We start from the raw sequence: 19,787 nt of genomic DNA, 5'->3' as shown, positions 1-19,787 counted from the left end.
TTTTATGATCCAAATAAAATTACACAAATATGTTATATTATTTTTAATAAAATGATCAATAAAATTAAATTTTAATTATATAAATATTTAAAAATATCTATACATAATTTTTTAATTCCAATATCTTCTTTAGAAGATATGAAATAATATCTTTTTATAAATTTAAAATTTAATAATATATTATTAATATAAAATTTTAAATTATTTATATTATCAAATAAATCAATTTTATTGAAAATTAACCATTGATCTTTTAAAAGAATTTTTTTATTAAATTTTTGAATTTCAAAATTAATAGTATTTATATTATTAGTTATTTTATGTTTATTATTAATTATTGATATATCTATAAAATGTAATATTAAATTACAATGTTTAAAATGTTTAATAAAATTTAATCCTAGTCCTTTACCAACTGAAGATTTTTTTATAATACCAGGTACATCTAATATTGAGAAAAAAGTATTATTAAATTTATTTTTGACAATACCTAAAATAGGTTCTGTTGTTGTAAAAAAATAATCACCAATTTTAGTATTAGCAGAAGATATTTTTTTTATAAATGTTGATTTTCCTGTATTAGGAAATCCTAATACACCTATGTTAACTTTTAAAATTAATTCTAACCTAACTTTTTTTTTTTCTCCTAAACTACCTTTTGTTCTTTTATATGGAGTTCTATTAATAGAAGATTTAAAATTAATATTTCCTAATCCACCTTTTCCTCCTTTTGCAATTAAAAAAGTTTGATTATTTTTATTGAAAGATATAAGAGTTATATTTTTTTTTATATCAATAATTTTTGTTCCTATTGGGATTTGAATAATTAAATTTTTTCCATTTTTTCCTGTACGTTGACAATTTTTCCCATGTAATCCATTTTCAGATATATAAGTATTTTGACAACATAAATTAACAAGTGTATTTATATTATTATTAGATATAAAATATATATTTCCTCCTTTGCCACCGTTACCTCCATCAGGTCCTCCTTTAGGTATATATTTTGCACGATGAAAACTAATACATCCATCTCCTCCTTTACCTGATTTTATATATATAATTGCTTTATCAAAAAATTTCATTATAACCCCATATAAAACAAAAAAATAATACATAAAAATAATCATATATCTTAAATAAATAAATATAAATTTTAAATTAATATTAAAATTTGTAGTTTATTAAAATTATTTTTTTAGAACATTAATATATTTTTTTTTTTTTAATCCTTTTTTTGTAAATTTAACAATACCATTTATTTTTGAAAATAAAGTATGATCTCTACCACAACCAACATTATTTCCTGCATGAAATTTTGTTCCTCTTTGTCTTATTATAATAAATCCGGCTTTTACTTTTTCTCCACCAAAGCATTTAATGCCTAAACGTTTTGAATGTGAATCCCTTCCATTTCTAGAAGAACCTCCAGCTTTCTTATGAGCCATAAATAATTCCTTATTTTAAATTTTGAATTTTAAGTATTTTAATATTAGTAAATAATTGACGATGACCTTGTATTTTTTTAAAATGTTTTCTTCTGTGAAATTTAATTATTTTTATTTTTTTTTCTTTACCGTGTAAAATCAATTTAGCTATTATTTTTGCTCCTATAATAATAGGATTACCAACACTTATTTTATTTTCATCATATATCATTAAAACATTTTTAAATTCAATATCATTACCAATTTTTCCTTTAATTTTTTCTAATTTAATAGTCTGTCCTTGAATAACTTTATATTGCTTACCACAACTTTCAAAAATTGCATACATTTTATTATCCTTCTAATATAATTTGATTTTTCATTTATATAAATTAAAATTTATATAATATAATATTATAATTTAAATAATATTTAGTTATCGATAATTTTACTATATTTTATTATTTATATTAATTATTTTTTATTCTTTTAATTTTTGCACCTAAAGATGTTAATTTTTTTTCTATTGTTTCATATCCACGATCAATATAATTAATATTATTAATAGTAGTTTTTCCAAAAGCAATACAACCAGCCAAAACTAAACTTATTGAAGCTCTTAAATCTGTTGCTATAACTTTTGCACTATAAAGTGTTTTAACTCCTTTACAAATAACTTGATTTTTTCTTAAAGAAACATTTGCTCCCATTTTTATTAATTCAGGTATATATAAAAAACGATTTTCAAAAATAGTTTCTGTTACTTTACTTTTACCTAATGCAATTAAATTTAATAAAGTAAATTGTGGTTGAATATCAGTAGGAAAATTAGGATAAGGTCCTGTTATTATATCAACAGCTTTGGGTTTTCTATTTTTCATATTAAGACTACACCAATTTTTTCCTGTTTTTATTTTTGCACCTACATATTTTAATTTTTTTAATACTATATCTAAATTTTTAGGATTAGTTTTTTTGCATAATACTTTTCCTCCAGATATAGCAGCTGCTATTAAAAAAGTTCCTGTTTCTATTCTATCTGATATTATTTTATAAACACCTCCTTTTAATTTTAAAATTCCTTCAATGACTATTTGATTTGTACCAGCACCTTTAATTTTTGCTCCCATAGTATTCAAAAAATTAGCCAAATCTTTTATTTCAGGTTCTTTTGCTGCGTTATCAATAATAGTTATTTTATAAGCATAAATAGCAGCTAAAATAATACTAATAGTAGCTCCTACACTATTTTTTTCCATTATAATATGAGAACCTTTAAAGGTTTTATTTATATAAGCAAAAATATCATCATTTCTTATATAAATTTTAGCACCTAATTTTTTTAAATTTTTAATATGTAAATCAATAGGTCTTTTTCCAATAGAACAACCTCCAGGTAAAGATATTTTTATTTTACCTAAACGACTTAGTATTGGACTTATTAACCAAATAGAAGCTCTAGTAGATTTAACTAAATTTCTAGGAATAGTATAATAATTGTTTAAATTATTTGCATTTATTATTAATGATTTTCCTTTTTTTATTTTTACTCCTAAATGTAAAAGTAATTTAATTGTATTATCTATATCTTTTAATTTAGGTATATTTTTAATTTCTACTGGTTCATCTATTAAAATAGATGCAAATAAAATAGGTAAAGCAGAATTTTTAGATCCAGAAATATTTACTTTTCCTTTTAACTTTACAGGACCTTTTATAATAAATTTATCCATATTTTTTCTCTAGAAAAAATTAGTAAAAATACCGAAATTAATAATTTTAAATTTAATTATTTAATAGATGATTAAAATTATTATATAGAATTATTTTTAATAAGATTTTTATAAAAAAATTTGTTATATTTAGTAATCATAAAAATTAATTTTAACGTTTTGAAAATTGTGGACTACGTCTAGCTTTTTTTAAACCTACTTTTTTACGTTCTACTTTACGATCATCACGAGTTATAAAACCTGCTTTTTTTAAATCTTTTCTAAAAAAATTATCATATTTTATTAAAGCTCTAGTAATTCCGTGTCTAATGGCACCTGCCTGTCCTGAAGAACCACCTCCTTTTACAGTAATATATAAATCTAATTTATTATGCATTTTTATTAATTCTAAAGGTTTTATTATCATTAAACGATGTGTTTGTCTAACAAAAAAAATATTTATATTTTTTTTATTAATATTAATAGACCCATTTCCTTTTTTAATAAATACTCTAGCAGAAGAACTTTTCCTTCTTCCTGTACCGTAATAATTAAAAAAATTTTTATTCATTATTTTATATCCTAATAATAAAATATAACTAAATATCTAAAATATATTGTTTTTGTGCTATATGTTTATGAATTTCTCCTTTATATATTTTTAACCTATTTAACATTAACATTCCTATTTTATTTTTAGGTAACATTCCTTTTATTGAATGCTCAATTATTTTTTTAGGGTTTTTTTGAATTAATTGTTCAAATGATATTTTTTTTAATCCTCCAGAATAACCGCTATGACTAAAATAAAATTTATTTTTACTTTTTTTTCCTGTAATTTTAATCTGTTTAGCATTAATTACAATAACATAATCACCTATATCAATATGAGGTTTATATAGAATTTTATGTTTACCCATTAAATAATGGGTAATTATACAAGATAATCTACCTAAAATTTTATTTTTTGCATTTATAAGATACCATTGACGATTAAAATTATTTTTTAACATAGTATTCATATTATATATGATATCCAAAATATAAATTATTAATAAAATTGTATTTCATTTTATTTTTTTAATTTTTTAATAAAAAAATATAAATTTTTATTAAAATATGATAATATAGTTGCATTATAAATGCAATTAGTCTTTTTTATTTTTTAATAAATTTAGTAAATATGGATTTTATTATTTTAAATAAATAATTTTTTCTTTTATTTTATTTGGTGAACTTTATGGGAATAATTTTTACAAAAAAAAAAGAGGATAATTTAGTTAAAATATTTAAAAATTTAATTAAACAAGAAAAATTTAGTACACAAACGGAAATTGTACATGCTTTACAAAAAGAAGGATTTAATAATATTAATCAATCTAAAGTATCTAGAATGTTAACAAAATTTGGAGCAGTAAGAATTAGAAATACTAGAATGGAAATGGTATATTGTTTTCCTTTAGAATTAAGCGTTCCAAATACAACTAGTCCATTAAAAAATTTAGTTTTAGATATTGATTATAATGATATTTTAATTATTATTCATACAAGTCCTGGAGCTGCTCAATTAATAGCAAGATTATTAGATTCTTTAGGAAAATCAGAAGGAATATTAGGTACCATTGCTGGTGATGATACTATTTTTGTAGTACCCACACGTTTATTTAAAACTATTCACTTATATAATTCTATACAAAATTTATTTAGACAAAAATGTAAATAAAATAATAAAAAATTATTTTTTCATTTTTTATTTAATACATGTTATTCCTTTCATGTATGGTTGTAGTATTTTTGGAATAATAATTGTACCATTTTTAAGTTGATAATTTTCCATTATAGCAGCTAATGTTCTGCCTACTGCAAGTCCTGATCCATTTAAAGTATGTATAAAATGAATTTTATTATTTTTTATTTTTCTATATCTTGCCTTTATTCTTCTAGATTGAAAATCCCACATATTAGAACAAGAAGAAATTTCATAATATTTATTTTTTGAAGGAAACCATACTTCTAAATCGTATGTTTTTCTTGAGGAAAAACTCATATCTCCTGTACATAATAACATTTTTCTATAAGGTAAATTTAATAATTGTAATATCTTTTCTGCATGTTGAGTAATTTCTTCTAAAGTTTTTATAGAATTCTTAGGTTTTACTAATTGTACTAATTCTACCTTATCAAATTGATGTGTTCGTATTAATCCTTTATCATGTTGCCCATATGAACCAACTTCAGATCTAAAACAAGTACTATGAGATACTAATTTTATTGGTAACATTTTTTCTTCAACAATTTTATTATTTAATAAATTTGTTAATGGAACTTCTGCTGTTGGAATTAAAAAATATTCACATTCATTATTTTTTTTAAAATTTTTTATTTGAAAAAGATCTTTACTAAATTTTGGTAATTGTCCAGTTCCATATAAAATTTTTTTTTTAACTATATATGGAACATAAATTTCTTCATAACCATGTTTATTAATATGTATATCTAACATAAATTGAATAAGAATTCGATGTAAATATGCTATTAATCCCTTTAAAATAATAAATTTTGATCCACTTAAATTTACAGCAGATTTTATATCAATTCCTTTATTTAAAATACCTAATTCTAAATGATCACGTATAGGAAAATTATATTGAATTATATTACCCCATTTTTTAATTTCTTTATTTTCATTACTATTTTTTCCAATAGGAACATCTTCTAATGGTAAATTAGGTATTACGCTATAAATATTATGTATATCTTTTTTTATATTATTTAACATAATTTTATATTTAGATATTTTATCATTATAAATAATTACTTTTTTTTTTAATTTACAAATATTATTAATATTTTTTTGTGATAAAATCTTAGAAATTTTATTTCTTTTTATTTGTAAAAATTCCATTTTAGTTTGTACATTTTTTCGTTCTTTTTCTAATTTCTTTACTAAATTAATATTTAAATTAAAATTTCTTTTTTTTAAAATTTTATAAATATAATCAATATTATTACGTAATAAATTAATATCTAACATAATATTTTCTCATATTGAACATCAAATAATAAAATATTATAATATAAATATATAAAATTATATAAATTTATTTTATAAATATAGTATATTTAAAAAATATTAATTTTAATATATAAAATATTCTTAATTTTAAAAAAATATAAATGAAAAATAATAAAAAAACAAAACTTCTTATTTTAGGTTCTGGTCCTGCTGGTTTTACATCAGCTATATATGCTGCAAGAGCAAATTTAAATCCTGTTTTAATAACAGGTAAAAGTATCGGAGGGCAATTAACACAAACATTAAGTATAGAAAATTGGCCAGGAAATTTCCCATATGTAACTGGACCTAAACTAATGGAACGATTACGTAATCATGCTGTATATTTTAATACGCAAATTATTAATGATACAATAATAAAAATTATTAATTTTAAAAAATCACCTTTTATATTAAAAGGAAATTTGTTTAATTTTACTTGCAAAAGTATTATTATAGCAACAGGATCATATCCAAGATTTTTAGGTTTACCTTCTGAAAAAAAATTTTTAGGTAAAGGAATATCTTATTGTGCTATTTGCGATGGATTTTTATATCGTGATAAAGTAGTTGCTGTTATTGGAGGTGGAAATACTGCTTTAGAAGAAGCATTATATTTATCAAATATTTCTTCTCAAGTACATTTAATTCATAGAAAAAATGATTTTAATGCAGAAAAAATATTAATTGATAAAATTAAAATTAAAATAAAAGAGAAAAAAATAATTTTACATACTCCTTATGTAGTAAAAAAAATTTTAGGTGATAATACAGGAGTTACAGGTATAAAAATTTTCTCTGTTAATAGTAAAAATATTAAAATAATAAAATTATATGGTATATTCATACTAATAGGTAGTATCCCTAATACTATTTTATTTAAACAAAAATTAAAACTTAATAAACAAGGTTACATATTAACAAATAATAAAAATTTTTTTACACAAACAAATATTCCTGGAATTTTTGCTGCTGGAGATGTTATGGATAATATATATAGACAAGCAATAACATCAGCAGCTACAGGATGTATGGCTGCATTAGATGCACAAAAATTTTTAAATAAGAATTAATTATTAATTAAATTTTTAATTTATACATTATTAATTTTTAATTAAATTCTAATAATACCTATTATTTATTAACGACTACGAAAGATAATTCTACCTTTTTTTAAATCATATGGAGTTAATTCTACAGTAACTTTATCTCCGGTTAATATACGAATATAATTTTTTCTCATTTTTCCTGATATATGTGCAGTTATTATATGACCATTTTCTAATTTTACATGAAAAATAGTATTAGGTAATGTATTTAATACTATTCCCTGCATTTCTATATTATTTTCTTTAGACATAAAAAACCTTGATAATTATAAATATATAATAAAGATTATGTTATATGATTTTTTACAAAATTCCAATAATAGCTTTTATTTATTAAATTATTATATTTACCTTTTTTAATTAAAAAACCATTATCCATAAAATAAATACAATCTGCTTTTTTTAAAATATTAATATTATGAGTAATAAAAATAATTGTTTTATTATAGAATATAGAAAATAATAAATTTATTATTTTATTAGATGTTAATAAATCTAATCCTTCGGTAGGTTCATCTAATAAAATTAAATTTCCATTATGTATTATAGTTCTTGCAATACCTAATTTTTTTAATTCTCCTCCGGAAAGGATTCTACCTCCATCTCCTAGCCATATATTTAATCCTTTTTTATTTTTTATTAATTTTTCTAAACCTACTAATTTTAAAACTTTTATTAAATAATTATTATCAATATTCTTATTATGCTGATTATTTAAAAGAATATTATTTTTTAATGTATCACTAAAAAGATATATTTCTTGATTTATAACACTAATATTATTTCTTAATAAAGATAAATTCCAATTTTTTAAATTATATTTATTATAATAAATATTACCTTTTAAAGGATCCCATGCTCTGGTTAATAACATTAATAATGTAGATTTACCACTACCATTATGTCCAGTTATAATTATTTTTTGTTTTTTTTTTATACTTAATGATATATTTTTTAATACATAAGGAGATTTATTATTATAACGGAATGATAGATTTACTATATCTATAATTGAAATTTTTTTTTTATTATATTTATTTTTATTTATAAAATTAATATTAGGTTTTTGTTCTATAATATTAAATATATTTTTAGCAGATAAAAATATTTCACTAATATTTTGAAATATATTACTTAAAGGAAGTAATATATTAGATAATGAAATTAAAGATAATAAAAATAAAATAATTTTATTTTTTATATTTACATCAGAAAAAAATATATGACTGTAAATTATAAATATTATCATAATAATATTTATAATAAAAATTATTAATATTTGAGATTGAATATTATAATTATTTTGTATAGATTGTATTTTTTGCCATTTTAATTCTAATAAATTTATTTTAGTAAATATATATTTAATACCATCAAATATTTTATATTCTAAATGATGTGATAAAAGATTATTTATAGTAATATAATATTTTTTTTTTATTTTTACATTTTTTTCTCCTATTATTTTACCTTTTTTATAAAAATATATTAAATATAATAATAATAAAATTACAAAAATAGTAAAAAAAATTAAAGAAAAAAATAAATTTAAAAAACTTAAATTTATGAAAATTATTAACATTGTAATTAAAATACTAAAAATTGGTGTAATTATTTGTATATATAAAAAATCTAATATTTCAATATCAGAAATTAACATATTTAATATTTCAATATTTTGAAATATAGTTAAATTTGATGGATACAAAGGAAATATTTTTTTAAAAATTAAAATTCTTAAATTTTTTAATAAATATAAAGTAGTATTATGTTTAGTTATTTTTTCATAATATTTAGTAATAATTTTTGTTATTGAAATAATTCTAATAATAATTGAAGGTATAATATAATTATAATATATATAATCATTTTTATTAATACTTAATAAAAAAGTAGAAGTTAATAAATAACCAGAAATTATGGATAATAAAATATTTAATAAATTATAAAATATAGATAAAATAATACCTAAAAAAATTTTTTTAATATATTTTTTATGATATTTTAAAAAATATAGTAAATAAAACATTTCAAAAATTCCTTTTTTTAAGGGAAAAAATTTTTTTTACTTTTGGATATATTTTTTTAATAATTTTACCTTTTTTCATATACCAAATTTGATCATAATAATCAATATTATATATTTTATGAGTAATAGTTATACTAATATTAAACAATAAAGTATTTTTTTGTATTATTTTCATAATATTATATTGATTTTTTATATCAATATTATTTATAGGTTCATCTAATAATAATAAAATACTATCTTTAATTAAAGATCTAGCAATAACCATTCTTTGTATTTGTCCAATTGATAAACATACATTTTCTTTATTAAGAATCGTATTTAATTTATTAGGTAATTTATTAATAAAATCTATTATACCAATTTTTTTTATAATTTTTTGTATTTTTTTTTTATTTATTTTTTTATTAAAAAATAAATTTTTTTTAATTGTTATAGCAGGAAGTGTAGGATTTTGTTTAACATATGATATTTGTTTATACCAACTATATAAATTTATATTTTTAAATTCTATATTATTAATTTTTAATGATCCATTATATGGAATAAGGCCTAATAAAACATTAAATAATGTTGTTTTACCACATCCATTAGGTCCACTAATAATTATATTTTTTCTGGATTTTATTTTAAAAGATATAGGTCCTATTAATATATCACCTATTTTATTTTTAACTACTAAATTTTTAGCTTCTATTTTTAATTTTTTTATTTTTTGTAAATAAAATTTTTTTTTAGTATTTAAATTATTAAATTTTTTATTATTCAATAATTTTATAATATTATTAGCAGCTCCAATTGCTTTAGACTTAACATGATATAATATTCCTAAATTATTAAAATTTTGAAAATATTCAGAAATTAAAATTAATGTAAAAAAACTATGAAATAATTTAATATTTTTATTATAAAATCCAAAATTTATTATATTTAAATATATAAAACTAAAATAAATAGCAATAAATGCCATAGAAATAGTGATAAAAAATTCTAAAACTGCAGAAGTTAAAAAAACAATTTTTAATATTTCAATATTTTTTTTTCTAAATTTTTCAATATATAAAGAAATTTTTTTTATTTCTATTTTTTTAAAATTAAATACTCTGATGGTTTCTATTCCTTTTAATCTATCAAAAAAAAATCCATTTAAAAGTGATAATATTTTAAAGTTTTTTTTATTTTTTTTTATAGTTTTTTTACCAATTAATATTATAAAAAAAATAATTAGTATGCTAATAATGATAAGTAAAAAACTTATTATCCAACTAATGAAAAATATAGTTATTAAAATTATTAAAGATGTTATTTTAATAATAAATAATTGAGGTATATATTTTTTATAATAATCTTGTAAATTTTCTACTTGATCTATTATTAGAGATAAATCAGCTCCTGACATCTTATTTTTTAATTTTTCATAATATTGATGCAATAATTTGTTTATAATTTTTTTTCGAATAATATTTTTTATTATTTGACTATAATTAAAATTAACTTTATCAATTAAAAATATTAGTAATGATTTAATAATAAAACAAAAAAATAATACTATACAATAGTAAAAAATTTTATTTTTTTTTTCTTCAATAAAAAAAAATTGTACTTGTTTTGATAAAATCCAATTTTGGATTATAATTACAAAAATATTAATAATATTTAATAAATATGATATTTTTAATAAATTTTTAGCAAAAAAACTCTGTTTTTTTAACCAAAATATTATATATTTCTCTTTATATATTTTCATAATAAAATATTACTTTTTACTATGTTGAGTAAAAAACACAACATAGTTTATAAAAATTATTTTATAATTTTTCTTCTATTCTAATTAATTGATTATATTTTGATATTCGCTCAGAACGACTCATAGATCCAGTTTTAATTTGCTCGGCATTAGTTCCAACTGCTAAATCAGAAATAAATGAATCTTCTGTTTCTCCTGACCTATGTGAAATAATTATTTTATATCCTGCTTGTTTAGCAACTTTTATTGTAGATAAAGTTTCAGTAAGAGAACCAATTTGGTTTAATTTTATTAAAATTGCATTAGCAACTTTATTTTTTATACCTTTTTTTAAAAATTTAGTATTAGTAACAAATAAATCATCTCCAACTAATTGAATTTTATTACCTAATAATTTTGTTTGATAAATAAAACCTTTCCAATCAGATTCATTTAAACCATCTTCTATAGAAGATATAGGATATTTTTTTGTTAAATTAAATAAAAAATGTGTAAATTCTTTTGAAGAAAGACTTATTTTTTCACTATTTAAATTATATTTTTTATTATAAAATAATTCAGAAGCAGCACAATCAATAGCAAAAGTAATATCTTTACCTAAAATAAATCCAGCGTTTTTAACAGCTTCTGATATTAAATCAAATGCTTCACTATTATTATTTAAATTAGGAGCATATCCTCCTTCATCACCTACTGATGTAATCATTTTATTTTTTTTAAGAACATAAAATAAATGATGAAAAATTTCTGAACCATAACGTATAGCTTCTTTTATATTTTTTGCACTAATAGGTTGAATCATAAATTCTTGTATATCTAAATTATTATCTGCATGTTTTCCACCATTAATAATATTAATCATTGGTAATGGCATAAAAAAATTTTCTGAAGTATTATTAAGAATACTTATATATTTATATAATGGAATATTTTCAAATTTTGATGCTGCTCTAGCATTAGCTAAGGAAACAGCTAAAATTGTATTTGCTCCAAAATTAGATTTATTATTAGTATTATCCATATTAATCATAATATTATCTATATATGATTGATTTAATGAATTTTGATTAAACAAATATTTATTAATAGTAGTATTAATTATATTAATAGGTTTTAAAACTCCTTTACCTAAAAATCTTTTTTTATCTCCATCACGTAATTCTACAGCTTCTTTAGAGCCAGTAGAAGCTCCAGAAGGAACTGAAGCCATTCCTATTATACCATTATTTAAATGAACTTCTGCTTCAATAGTAGGATTACCTCTAGAATCAATAATTTCTCTACCTATTATTTTTTTTATTTTAGACATTATACTTCCTTAATTTATAAGATATAGATCTTATTTAAAATTTATTGATAAATAATTAATTCAATTATTAAAATTATTTTTTTATAAAAAATTAATTTATTTTTATATAAATATTTTTTATTTATTTATAAATAATAATTTTTATTATTAAAATACAAAAATTACAATTTTTTATTTTATAAAATATTTTAATTTTTTAATTTAATATTTTTTGATATTAATTTAAAATTTATTTCAATTAATAAAATTTTATTAATAATTATTTTAAAAAATACTCTTTAATAAAAAATTTGATTAAAATATAGTATAAAAATTATTTATTAAAATTTTTTTTAAAATATTTATATATTGAAATATTATTACTTAATATTATTTTTTTTAAATGTATCAATAGAAAATAAAATTTCATCATGTGCTTTTTTTAGATCTTTCCAACCATTAATTTTGCACCATTTTCCTTTTTCTAAATCTTTATAATGTTTAAAAAAATATATAATTTGTTCTTGTAATAAAATAGATAAATCTTTAATATTTTTTATCAAACAATATTCTTTAGAAATTTTTTTATGTGGTACTGCAATTATTTTATTATCATTCCCAGATTCGTCTATCATACTTAATAATCCTATAGGACGACATCTAATTACGGAACCTGGTAAAATTGAATATTTAGTGATTACAACTACATCTAAAGGATCATTATCTAATGATAAAGTATTATTTATATATCCATAATTAAATGGGTAAAACATTGGAGTAAAAATAAAACGATCAACAAATAATATTCCATTTTTTTTATTAATTTCATATTTTACTGAATTCGAATTTAAAGATATTTCAATTATTACATTTATATCATTAGGAATATTTTCTCCAGAAGAAATATTTTTAAAGTTCATATTTAATTACCTTAAACTAAATTTAAAATATTAATATTAATTATTGTATATTTTAAATGTATTTAATTATAATATATATTATTATAATTTATATATAATAAAATTATATATATATATAATATTAATTACTAAATATTTTTATATAAAATATAAAGTTAATAATTTAATTAATAATTCTTTATAAAGAAAAAAATATGGCTAGAATTACAGTAGAAAAAGCTGTTAAAAAAATAGGTAATAGATTTGATTTAGTTATTATTGCTTCTAAAAGAGCAAGACAAATACAAATAAAAGGAAAAATTCCATTATTAATAGAAAAAAATGATAAAACAACTATTTTAGCATTAAGAGAAATTGAACAGGGTTTAATTAATAAAAAGATACTTAATAAGTATGAAAAAAATTCAGAAAAAAAATTTCAAATAATAGATTTACATAATTATTAATTGTATTGAAATTAAATTTTATTATAATAAAACTAATTAAATATCAATATTTATTACTTGTAATGCGTTATTTTTTATAAATAATCTTCTTGGTTCAACTTCATTACCCATTAAAGTTGAAAATAATTGATTAGCTTTTTTTGCATCTTTAATAGTTACTTTTAACATATTACGAGTTAAAGGATTCATAGTTGTTTCCCATAATTGATCTGGATTCATCTCTCCTAATCCTTTATATCTTTGTATAGTAAAACTACCTTTAGATTCTTTTAATAACCATGTAATTCCTTCTTCAAAAGAGTTAATGTTCTTACATTTTTTATTTTTTTTTACGTAATAAATTTTTTTCTTTTTTAAAGAAATTAATTTATTTCCTAATAAAAAAATTTTTTTATATTCTGTACTAATAAAAAAATCATTATTTAATAAATATTTATTTTTATTTCCATATTTATTTTCATATATTATAGGTTCAAAAATATTTTTTTCTATATTTTTATTAATTGATCCTGTAAATATAATATTTACAAAATTATTATTTAAATATAATAATAAATTATCTAACCATAATTTAACATTATTATAATTATCAAGTTTACTTAATTTTAAATTATATAATAATGCATAAAATATTTTTTTTAAAAAAATATATTTAGAAAATTTTATAATTTTTTTAACAAAATTAAATTCTTTTGCTAAAATCCATAATTTTTTATCAGACAATTTTTCTTTTGTTTTTTTAAAATAAAAAATAGCTTTTTTTAAAGCTATTTTTAATTTATATAAAGTCATTTCTTCATCATTTTTAATATATAATTTTTGATTACCTTTTTTGACTTTATATAAAGGAGGTTGAGCTATATATATATGTCCTTGTTCAATAATTTTAGGCATTTGTCTATAAAAAAATGTTAATAATAAAGTACGTATATGAGCTCCATCAACATCTGCATCTGTCATAATAATGATATTATGATATCTTAATTTTTCTAAATTATATTTTCCAGAATTAATATTACAACCTAAAGCAGTAATTAAAGTAATTATTTCTTGAGAAGAAAGAATTTTATTAAATTTAGCTTTTTCGACATTAAGAATTTTACCTTTTAATGGTAAAATAGCTTGATTTTTTCTATTTCTACCTTGTTTTGCTGAACCGCCAGCTGAATCACCTTCTACTAAATAAATTTCAGATAAAGCAGGATTACTTTCTTGACAATCTGATAATTTTCCAGGTAATCTGGATATTTCTGTAAAATTTTGATTTTTTATTACTTCTCTAGTTTTTCTTAATGTATCTCTTATTTTTGCTGCATATATAATTTTATTTACTATATTTTTAGCATCTCGAGGTTTTTCTAAAAGAAAAAACATCAATTGTTGATTTACATAACATTCAACTAATGATTTTACTTCTGATGATATTAATTTTTCTTTAGTTTGAGAAGAAAATTTAGGATTAGTAATTTTAATAGATATAAGTGCTATTAATCCTTCTCTAGTATCATTTCCTGTTATATTTATTTTTTTTTTTTTATTGTATCCTTCTTTATCTATATATAAATTTAATGTACGTGTTATAGCAGATTTTAATCCAGATAAATGTGTTCCTCCGTGTATTTGAGGTATATTATTAGTAAAACAACATATTTTTTCTTTAAAAGAATTATTCCATTGCATAGCTATTTCTATATTAATAGAACTATTTTTTGTATAGCAATAAAAAATATTTTTATGAATTGGATCATAATTTTTATTTAAATATTTAATAAATTCTTTTATTCCTCCAGTATATTGAAAGACATTATATTTATTATCTTTTTTATTAGTTATAGAAAGAAATAATCCTGAATTTAAAAATGATAATTCTCTTAATCTTTCAGATAAAATTTCATAATTAAATATTTGAATTTTATTAAAAATATTATAATTAGGCCAAAATCTAATATGAGTTCCGGTTGAATTAGTAATTCCAATTGTTTTTAATCGATCTTTAGGAACACCATTATAATAAAATTGTTTATATAATTTCCCATTTCTTTTTATAGTTAATTCTAATTTTTTAGATAAAGCATTAACAACGGAAATACCTACACCATGTAATCCTCCAGATAATTTATATGATTTATTATTAAATTTACCTCCAGCATGTAATACAGTCATAATTACTTCAGCTGCAGATATTTTTGCTTCTCTATGTATACCAGTAGGTATTCCTCTACCATCATCAATAATAGAAATAGAATTATCATTATGTATAATGATATTTATTTTTTTACAAAAACCTTCCAAGGATTCATCTATAGCATTATCAATAACTTCAAATACCATATGATGTAAACCTGTACCATCATCTGTATTTCCTATATACATACCCGGTCTTTTTTTTACGGCATCTAAACCTTTTAAAATTTGAATACTTGATGAATCATAATATTTATTGGTCAAATTAAACTCTCACATATCTTTATATTAAATTAAATTTTAAATTTTCATTGGCATGATTAAATAAAATTTATTTTTATCATAAATATCTTCTATTCTAATACTAGAAACATTATTAATAAAAGATATTTTTATAATATTACCATCTAATACATTAATTACATCAATTAAGTAATTAATATTTATTGATATATCAATATCATATTTTATTTTATTATCATATTTTTCTATTTCTAATATTTCTTCAGCCATTTCATTATTAATATTAATACTAAAAATTCTTAAATTAAAATTACTAAATGATAATGTTACTCCTTTAGTTTTTTCATTCACAATAATAGAAATTCTATGTAAGGCATTTTTAAACATAAGACGATTAATTTTAACATTTTTATGAAATATTTTAGGTATAATTTTTAGATAATCAGGAAATTCACCTTTAATTAATTTAGATGTAAATTTCAAATTATTAAAAATAAAACAAATATTATCATTATTAATTTTTATATTTATTAATTCATCAGTATTTTTAATTAATCTTGATAATTCAAATATACTTTTACGTGGTATAATCACTGCATAATTATTAATTATTTTTGTGTTAAAAATATAGGAAGTATAAATGGATAAACGATGTCCATCAGTTGATACAATATTTAAAGTATTATTTTTAATTTGTAATAACAAGCCATTTAAATATTTTCTTACATCATTATTAGCTATTGAAAAATAAGTAGAATTTATAAATTTTTTTATTGTTTTATGAGTAAGATTAAATTTTATATCATATTTTATAAAATTTATACTAGGAAAATTATTTATAGGAAAAATAGTTATTGTAAAATAACATTTTTGTGATGATATTATAGCCTGACTTTTATTGAATAAAATTTTAATATCTTTATTTTTAGGTAAACTATAACATATATTATAAAATTTTTTTCCTTGTATAGTAACAGAATATTTTTTTTGGTTAAATTTATTATTTAAAATAGATATTATTTCTATCTCTAAATTAGTACTTTTAAAAATAATTATTCCATTTTCTAAAAATTCTATTAAAATATTATTAATAATTGGTAATACGGAACGATTAGTAATAATATTTGTAATATATTGTAATGGTTTTATTAATAATTCACGATTAATTATAATACTGTATTCCATAAATTTTTTATTTTTAATTAAAATATATAACATAAAATATTATCATTCTAATGATAACATATTAAGTAATGTTGGTAATTAAATTATTAAAATATTTTAAATATTTTAAAAAAAAATATATAAAATATTTTATTTATGTAATAATAAATTATATATAAATATATATAGGTATAAATTTAAATGAAACGTACTTTTCAACCATCTATATTGAAAAGGAAAAGATCTCATGGTTTTAGAACAAGAATGAAAACCCATAACGGAAGAAATATTTTAAATCGTCGTCGTGCTAAAAATCGTGTTTATTTGACTGTATCAGATAAAATTAAATTTAAATAAAAAAGTGAATAATTTTAATTTTTCTAAAAAAAAACGTTTAATTTCACTGAATTTTAATTTTGTATTTAATCATCCAAATAAGATAACAAATAAGTATTTTACTATTTTAAGTCGTATAAATAAATTAAAATATTCTAGAATTGGTATAATTATACCGAAAAAAAAAATTAAAAAAACAAATATTAGAAATAAGTTTAAGAGAATTATTCGTGAATATTTTCGTTTAAATCAATATATATTTTATAATATGGATTATATTATTATTTTAAATAATAAAAATATTATAAAAATAAATAATTTTTGTTTTAAAATATATTTAGAAAAAATATGGAATATTTATAAAATAAATTAATTTTTTGAAAAAAACTTATTTTAAATATTTTATTTTTATAAATTTAAACTAGGTTATTTTTATTTTAATTTATAATATAACTTTTAATAAATTAATAAATTAATGTGAGATTAATAATGTCTTCTAAAAACAATATTATTTTAATTATTTTTTGTTTATTTAGTTATATAATTTTGCATAATTGGAAAAAAATACATAATTATACAAGAAATAATACAAAAATAATTATTAATAAAAATATTCTTAATCATAAAAATTATAAAAAATTTTTTTATATAATTAAAAAAAATAATATTGTGATTAAAACCGATAAATTTCTTTTATATATTAATCCATATGGAGGTAATATTGAAAAAGTATATTTACTAGATTATTCAAATAAATTAAATTCTAAAAATTTTTTTACTTTATTAAAAAATAAATCTGATTTTATATATCAAATTAAATCTGGTATCTCACAAGAAGATAATTTTCAAAAAATTGGAGATGTTTATAAAAATGAAAAATTTTTTTCAAAAAAAAAATATTTTCAATTAGAAAAAAATAAAAATATATTAAAAGTACCTTTAATTTTTAATAAAAAAAATATTTTATATATAAAAATATTTACTTTTATAAAAGGAAGTTATTCAATAATTATTAATCATCAAATTTTTAATAAAACACAAAATCCTATTAATATATCTATATTCGGACAAATAAATCATTCTAGTAATATACCTAAAAAATATTTAGAAAAAAAACATAATAATATTACTATTAAAACATTTAATAATATAGCATACTCTACTGAGTATAATAAATTTAAAAAATATAAATTTTCTAATATAAAAAAAAATACTAATATTAGTGTCCATGCTAAAAATGGATGGATAGCTATGTTACAACAATATTTTATTTCAGCTTGGATTCTTCCTAATCTTTCTAAAAAAAATGATATATATATAAAAAAAATATCTCATGATATTATAAGTATTGGATTTAAATCTTCTAATTATTTAATTTTATCAGGAGAAAAAAAATTTTTTTTATCAAAATTATGGATAGGTCCTAAAATTCCAGAACAAATGTCCAAAATTGCTCCATTTTTAGATTTAACTATTGATTATGGTTTTTTATGGTTTTTATCAAAACCATTATTTAAGTTATTAAATTTATTATTTAATTTAATAGGAAATTGGGGTTTTTCAATAATTACTATTACTATAATTATAAGGATTATAACATATCCATTATCAAAAAAACAATATATTACCATAGCTAAAATGAATTTTTTACAACCAAAAATAAAAAAAATTAAAGAAAAATTTATTGATGATAAAAATCGTTTTAGTCAAGAAATATTTTTATTATATAAAAAAGAAAAATTAAATCCATTTTCTGGTTTTATACCTTTTATCATACAAATGCCTATTTTTTTAGCATTATATTATGTATTAACTAATTCTATAGAATTAAGACATGCTCCATTTATATTTTGGATTCAAGATTTATCTTCTGAAGATCCATATTATATTTTACCAATATTAATGAGTATTACTATGTTAGTTATTCAAAAAACTTCAAAAAATAATTATGATAATAATCCTATACAAAAAAAAATTTCATATATTCTACCTATTTTTTTTAGTTTATTTTTTTTATGGCTTCCTTCAGGATTAGTTTTATATTACATAATTAATAATTTAATTACAATATTACAACAAAAATGGATATTTTATATAATGGATAAAAAAAATTATAAAATTTAATAA

At 18.0% G+C, this 19,787-nt stretch carries 20 protein-coding genes; 6 read left to right on the top strand and 14 right to left on the bottom strand.

The window, feature by feature from the left end; translation table 11 throughout:
• Positions 1-71: 71 nt before the first annotated feature.
• The 6 genes from cgtA to rplM form a co-directional block, all read right to left on the bottom strand.
• Positions 72-1,085 (bottom strand): Obg family GTPase CgtA, encoded by a 1,014-nt coding sequence (gene cgtA / locus GJT91_RS02235; protein WP_168868613.1) that lies wholly within the window; start codon positions 1,083-1,085, stop codon positions 72-74.
• A gap of 105 nt (positions 1,086-1,190) precedes the next feature.
• Entirely contained in the window at positions 1,191-1,448 is a 258-nt protein-coding gene (rpmA, locus tag GJT91_RS02230) for a 50S ribosomal protein L27 (RefSeq protein ID WP_168868612.1), read from the bottom strand.
• A 10-nt stretch (positions 1,449-1,458) separates the two neighbouring features.
• Complete coding sequence (rplU, locus tag GJT91_RS02225) at positions 1,459-1,776, bottom strand: 50S ribosomal protein L21 (protein ID WP_168868611.1); 318 nt, start codon at positions 1,774-1,776, stop codon at positions 1,459-1,461.
• 121 nt (positions 1,777-1,897) lie between these two features.
• Positions 1,898-3,160 (bottom strand): UDP-N-acetylglucosamine 1-carboxyvinyltransferase, encoded by a 1,263-nt coding sequence (gene murA, locus GJT91_RS02220; RefSeq protein WP_168868610.1) that lies wholly within the window; start codon positions 3,158-3,160, stop codon positions 1,898-1,900.
• A 151-nt stretch (positions 3,161-3,311) separates the two neighbouring features.
• Positions 3,312-3,710 carry a 30S ribosomal protein S9 gene (gene rpsI, locus GJT91_RS02215; protein WP_168868609.1) on the bottom strand — a complete coding sequence of 133 codons (399 nt, stop codon included), beginning with the start codon at positions 3,708-3,710 and terminating at the stop codon, positions 3,312-3,314.
• Positions 3,711-3,738: 28 nt separating this feature from the next.
• The gene (gene rplM / locus GJT91_RS02210) at positions 3,739-4,161 is read right to left on the bottom strand and encodes a 50S ribosomal protein L13 (RefSeq protein WP_168868608.1); all 423 of its coding nucleotides are present in this window, start codon (positions 4,159-4,161) and stop codon (positions 3,739-3,741) included.
• Between the two features lie 218 nt (positions 4,162-4,379).
• On the opposite strand from rplM, the gene argR reads away from it, so the two are divergent.
• Positions 4,380-4,862: a transcriptional regulator ArgR gene (argR, locus tag GJT91_RS02205; protein WP_425483093.1), complete on the top strand. Its 483-nt coding sequence runs from the start codon at positions 4,380-4,382 to the stop codon at positions 4,860-4,862.
• Positions 4,863-4,889: 27 nt separating this feature from the next.
• On the opposite strand, the gene serS is transcribed toward argR, so the two are convergent.
• Complete coding sequence (gene serS / locus GJT91_RS02200; protein WP_168868607.1) at positions 4,890-6,173, bottom strand: serine--tRNA ligase; 1,284 nt, start codon at positions 6,171-6,173, stop codon at positions 4,890-4,892.
• Between the two features lie 143 nt (positions 6,174-6,316).
• On the opposite strand from serS, the gene trxB reads away from it, so the two are divergent.
• Positions 6,317-7,267, top strand: coding sequence for a thioredoxin-disulfide reductase (gene trxB, locus GJT91_RS02195; protein ID WP_168868606.1), 951 nt, complete (start codon positions 6,317-6,319; stop codon positions 7,265-7,267).
• Positions 7,268-7,335: 68 nt separating this feature from the next.
• Here trxB and infA read toward each other — a convergent pair whose 3' ends face one another.
• The 5 genes from infA to ppa form a co-directional block, all read right to left on the bottom strand.
• Positions 7,336-7,554 (bottom strand): translation initiation factor IF-1, encoded by a 219-nt coding sequence (gene infA / locus GJT91_RS02190; protein WP_168868605.1) that lies wholly within the window; start codon positions 7,552-7,554, stop codon positions 7,336-7,338.
• A gap of 35 nt (positions 7,555-7,589) precedes the next feature.
• Positions 7,590-9,332, bottom strand: a complete 1,743-nt coding sequence (locus GJT91_RS02185) for an ATP-binding cassette domain-containing protein (RefSeq protein ID WP_168868604.1) — start codon at positions 9,330-9,332, stop codon at positions 7,590-7,592.
• Between the two features lies 1 nt (position 9,333).
• Entirely contained in the window at positions 9,334-11,079 is a 1,746-nt protein-coding gene (locus tag GJT91_RS02180; protein WP_168868603.1) for an ATP-binding cassette domain-containing protein, read from the bottom strand.
• Between the two features lie 61 nt (positions 11,080-11,140).
• Complete coding sequence (gene eno, locus GJT91_RS02175) at positions 11,141-12,388, bottom strand: phosphopyruvate hydratase (RefSeq protein WP_168868602.1); 1,248 nt, start codon at positions 12,386-12,388, stop codon at positions 11,141-11,143.
• 359 nt (positions 12,389-12,747) lie between these two features.
• Positions 12,748-13,287, bottom strand: coding sequence for an inorganic diphosphatase (gene ppa, locus GJT91_RS02170; protein WP_168868601.1), 540 nt, complete (start codon positions 13,285-13,287; stop codon positions 12,748-12,750).
• Positions 13,288-13,481: 194 nt separating this feature from the next.
• Between ppa and rpoZ the strand changes: the two genes are divergently transcribed.
• On the top strand, positions 13,482-13,733 hold the full coding sequence (gene rpoZ / locus GJT91_RS02165) for a DNA-directed RNA polymerase subunit omega (RefSeq protein ID WP_168868600.1): 252 nt from the start codon (positions 13,482-13,484) through the stop codon (positions 13,731-13,733).
• Between the two features lie 36 nt (positions 13,734-13,769).
• Here the strand turns inward: rpoZ and gyrB are convergent, their stop codons facing one another.
• The gene (gyrB, locus tag GJT91_RS02160) at positions 13,770-16,181 is read right to left on the bottom strand and encodes a DNA topoisomerase (ATP-hydrolyzing) subunit B (protein WP_168868599.1); all 2,412 of its coding nucleotides are present in this window, start codon (positions 16,179-16,181) and stop codon (positions 13,770-13,772) included.
• Positions 16,182-16,217: 36 nt separating this feature from the next.
• On the bottom strand, positions 16,218-17,378 hold the full coding sequence (gene dnaN / locus GJT91_RS02155; protein ID WP_168868598.1) for a DNA polymerase III subunit beta: 1,161 nt from the start codon (positions 17,376-17,378) through the stop codon (positions 16,218-16,220).
• A 147-nt stretch (positions 17,379-17,525) separates the two neighbouring features.
• On the opposite strand from dnaN, the gene rpmH reads away from it, so the two are divergent.
• From rpmH to yidC, 3 genes are all read left to right on the top strand, one after another.
• Entirely contained in the window at positions 17,526-17,681 is a 156-nt protein-coding gene (rpmH, locus tag GJT91_RS02150) for a 50S ribosomal protein L34 (RefSeq protein ID WP_168868597.1), read from the top strand.
• A gap of 4 nt (positions 17,682-17,685) precedes the next feature.
• Positions 17,686-18,033: a ribonuclease P protein component gene (rnpA, locus tag GJT91_RS02145; RefSeq protein ID WP_168868596.1), complete on the top strand. Its 348-nt coding sequence runs from the start codon at positions 17,686-17,688 to the stop codon at positions 18,031-18,033.
• Between the two features lie 116 nt (positions 18,034-18,149).
• The gene (gene yidC, locus GJT91_RS02140; RefSeq protein ID WP_168868595.1) at positions 18,150-19,784 is read left to right on the top strand and encodes a membrane protein insertase YidC; all 1,635 of its coding nucleotides are present in this window, start codon (positions 18,150-18,152) and stop codon (positions 19,782-19,784) included.
• Positions 19,785-19,787: the final 3 nt, after the last annotated feature.

It is taken from the genome of Enterobacteriaceae endosymbiont of Donacia semicuprea, from assembly GCF_012570535.1.
GTDB lineage: Bacteria > Pseudomonadota > Gammaproteobacteria > Enterobacterales > Enterobacteriaceae.
This window is presented reverse-complemented; position numbering and strand designations above follow the sequence as displayed.